The 3,159-nt window shown below is 69.5% G+C and carries 3 protein-coding genes; all 3 read right to left on the bottom strand.

What is annotated here, in order from left to right; genetic code table 11:
* The coding region (gene bufA1, locus AC1D15_RS36700; protein ID WP_489739963.1) for a BufA1 family periplasmic bufferin-type metallophore at positions 1 to 124 on the bottom strand (124 nt) is incomplete at its 3' end.
* 128 nt (positions 125 to 252) lie between these two features.
* Positions 253 to 1,689 carry an efflux transporter outer membrane subunit gene (locus AC1D15_RS23975; RefSeq protein WP_477827941.1) on the bottom strand — a complete coding sequence of 479 codons (1,437 nt, stop codon included), beginning with the start codon at positions 1,687 to 1,689 and terminating at the stop codon, positions 253 to 255.
* 14 nt (positions 1,690 to 1,703) lie between these two features.
* Positions 1,704 to 3,159, bottom strand: a 1,456-nt coding sequence (locus AC1D15_RS23970; RefSeq protein ID WP_477827940.1) for an efflux RND transporter permease subunit, incomplete at its 5' end; no start/stop codon positions are given.

Here is a 3,159-nt window from a genome sequence, read left to right as displayed (position 1 = left end):
GGCCGGCCTTCGCGATGCCGAAGCACTTCTCCTTGGCCTTCTCGTCGGCAGCCTGGGCCTGGCCCAGCAAGCCCAGGGCCAGCACGGAAGCGAGGGCGGATGAAGCGATCAGACGGTTGTTCATGCGGTTCTCCTATCGGGGTTCAGGGATGGCGTCGCCATCGGTGAAAAGATGAAACGACCCGCCTGAGTCGCGCTCGGGCGGGTCGTCTTACATCGGCCGACATCATGCCCGCATGAACGGGCCCCGTGTCACTGGGTGGTTTCCCAACCCCCGCCGAGGGAGCGGATCAGGCCGACCGTGGTCGTGGCCCAGGTGCCGCGCAGCTTCACCGCCTGCCGCTCGATGGTCAGCAGGTCGCGCTGCGCTTCGAGCAGCTGCAGGTAGCTGTCTTCGCCGGCGCGGTAGCGCTTGTCGGCCAACTCCGCGGCGCGGCGCGCCGAGGCCACGGCCGCATCGGTGAAGCCCACCTGCTCGCGCACCGAGCGCAGGCCGGACAAGTTGTCTTCCACGTCGGCGAAGGCCGTCAGCACCGATTGCCGGTAGTCGGCCACCGCGCCTTCGAGCTGCGCCTCGGCCCGCTTGACCGCGGCCTTGTTGCGCCCGCCGTCGATGATCGGCAGCGAGAACACCAGGCTGGTCAGCCAGGACTGCGCGTTGGTCTTGAACAGCTCGCTCAGCTCGTTCGACGCATAGCCGCCGTTGGCGGTCAGCGCGAGTGCCGGGAACAGCGCCGATTTCGCGACGCCGACCCGTGCCGTCGCCGCCGCCATGCTGCGCTGCGCGGCCGTCACGTCGGGCCGGCGTTCCAGCAGCGCCGACGGCAGGCCCGGCGGCACCACCGGCACGCTGGCGTCGAGCGCGAGCGGCTGGTTCTCGAAGCTGAAGCCCGACGGGGCCTGGCCGAGCAGCAGCGCGAGCGAATGCTCGATCCGCGCGCGGCTGCCGCGCAACGCGACCACCTCGGCCTGCAGCGTCGACAGCTCGGTGCGCGAGCGCGCCACGTCGAGCTCGGCAACGTCGCCGGCCTGGAAGCGCTTGCCGATCAGGCGCACGTTCTCGGTGCGCAGCGCGAGCGTCGCATCGAGCTGGGCCGCTTCGGCATCGAGCGCACGCAGCGCGAAATACGTCTGCGCCACGTCGGCCTGCAGCGCGAGCAGCACCGAGCGGTAGCTCGCCTCGACCTGCTCGGCGTCGGCCCGCGCGGCATTCACGCCGTTGCCCACGCGCTGGAACAGGTCGACCTCGTAGCTCGCGCCCAGGCCGGCCGTGTAGACGGTGGACGGCGACACCGGCGTGCCGGCCGGCACGCCGGCCTGCGCCGGCGCCGAGCGGCTGCGCGTGGCGCCGGCATTCAGGCCGAGTTGCGGCCAGCGGTCGGCCTCGGCACTGCCGAGCGAGGCACGCGCCGCCTTGACGCGGGCGGCGGCCGACGCGAGCGTCGGGTTCGCCTTCGCGGCCTGCTCCTCGAGCGCATTCAGCTTCGCATCGCCGAACGTCACCCACCAGGCGCCGCGCTGCTGCGCCTCGGACGGCGCGGCGGCCTTCCAGCTGCCTTCGACGGCCGTCACCTCCTTGTAGGCCGACGGCACGCCCACGTCGGGCTGCGGCACCGTCGGGGCCAGCGAGCAACCGGCCAGCACCAGCGCCGTGACCAGCGCGGAAGTCTTGAACAATGTGTGTGTCATGGTCTTGTCGTCGCTCAGGTCGCCTCRTGCGCCACCGGCGCCGCGGCGGCGCCGGAGCGCCCTTCGATCGCCACCGCGAGCTTGCGCAGCAGCACGTAGAACAACGGGGTCAGGAACAGGCCGAACAGCGTCACGCCCAGCATGCCGGCGAACACCGCCACGCCCATCGCGTGGCGCATTTCGGATCCGGCGCCCGACGAGAACACCAGCGGCAGCACGCCCATGATGAACGCGATCGACGTCATCAGGATCGGGCGCAGGCGCAGGTGGCAGGCTTCGAGCGCGGCTTCGACGATGCCCTTGCCCTGGTGCTCCAGGTCACGGGCGAACTCGACGATCAGGATCGCGTTCTTCGACGCCAGCCCCACCAGCACGAACAACGCGATCTGCGTGAAGATGTTGTTGTCGCCCTTGGTCAGGTAGACGCCGAGCAGCGCGCACAGGATCGACGCCGGCACGATCAGGATCACCGCCAGCGGCAGCGTCCAGCTCTCGTACTGCGCGGCGAGCACCAGGAACACCAGCAGCACGCACAGCGGGAACACGATCACCAGCGTGTTGCCGGCCAGGATCTCCTGGTAGGTGAGGTCGGTCCACTCGAAGCTGATGCCGCGCGGCAGCGTCTCGGCCGCCAGCTTGGCCATGATGTCCTGCGCCTGGCCCGACGACACACCCGGTGCTGCGCCGCCGTTGAAGTCGGCCGCCATGTACGAGTTGTAGCGCTCGACGCGGTCCGGCCCGTAGGTGTTGCTGACGTTCACCAGGCTGCCCAGCGGCACCATCTCCTGCGCCGCGTTGCGCACCTTGAACTGCCCGATCGCCGAGGCGTCGGAGCGGAACGAGGCGTCGGCCTGCGCGATCACCTGGTAGGTGCGGCCGAACTTGTTGAAGTCGTTGATGTAGAGCGAACCGAGGTTGATCTGCATCGTGTCGAAGATGTCCGACAGCGGCACGCCCAGCTGCTTGGCCTTGGTGCGGTCGACGTCGGCCTTCAGCTGCGGCACGTTGATCTGGTAGCCCGAGAACACGCCCGCCAGCTGCGGCGTCTGCCACGCCTTCATCTGCAGCGCCTGCACCGCCTGGTACAGCGCGTCGGGACCGAGGTTGGCGCGGTCTTCGACGTACAGCTTGAAGCCGCCGATGGTGCCGAGGCCGTTCACCGGCGGCGGCGGGAACACCATGATGAAGGCGTCCTGGATCGCGCCCAGGCGCTTGTTCACCTCGGCCGCGATCGCGCCGCTCGACAGGTTGGCGGTCTTGCGCTTGTCGAAGTCGTCGAGCGTGTAGAACACGATGCCCGAGTTCGGCGCGTTCATGAAGCCGTGGATCGACAGGCCCGGGAAGGCCACCGAGCTCTTGACGCCCGGCACCGATTGCGCGATCTCCGACATGCGGCGGATCACGCTTTCGGTGCGGTCCAGCGAGGCCGCATCAGGCAGCTGGGCGAAGCCGACCAGGTACTGCTTGTCC

Source organism: Rhizobacter sp. P2_H2 (genome assembly GCF_056403375.1).
The sequence above is the reverse complement of the archived record's forward strand: the minus strand, read 5'-3'. Positions and strand labels throughout refer to the sequence as shown.

Bases quoted from the DNA above. Each gene is read 5' to 3' on its own strand.
- AC1D15_RS23975 (WP_477827941.1), bottom strand. From the start codon at position 1,689: ATGACACACACATTGTTCAAGACTTCCGCGCTGGTCACGGCGCTGGTG.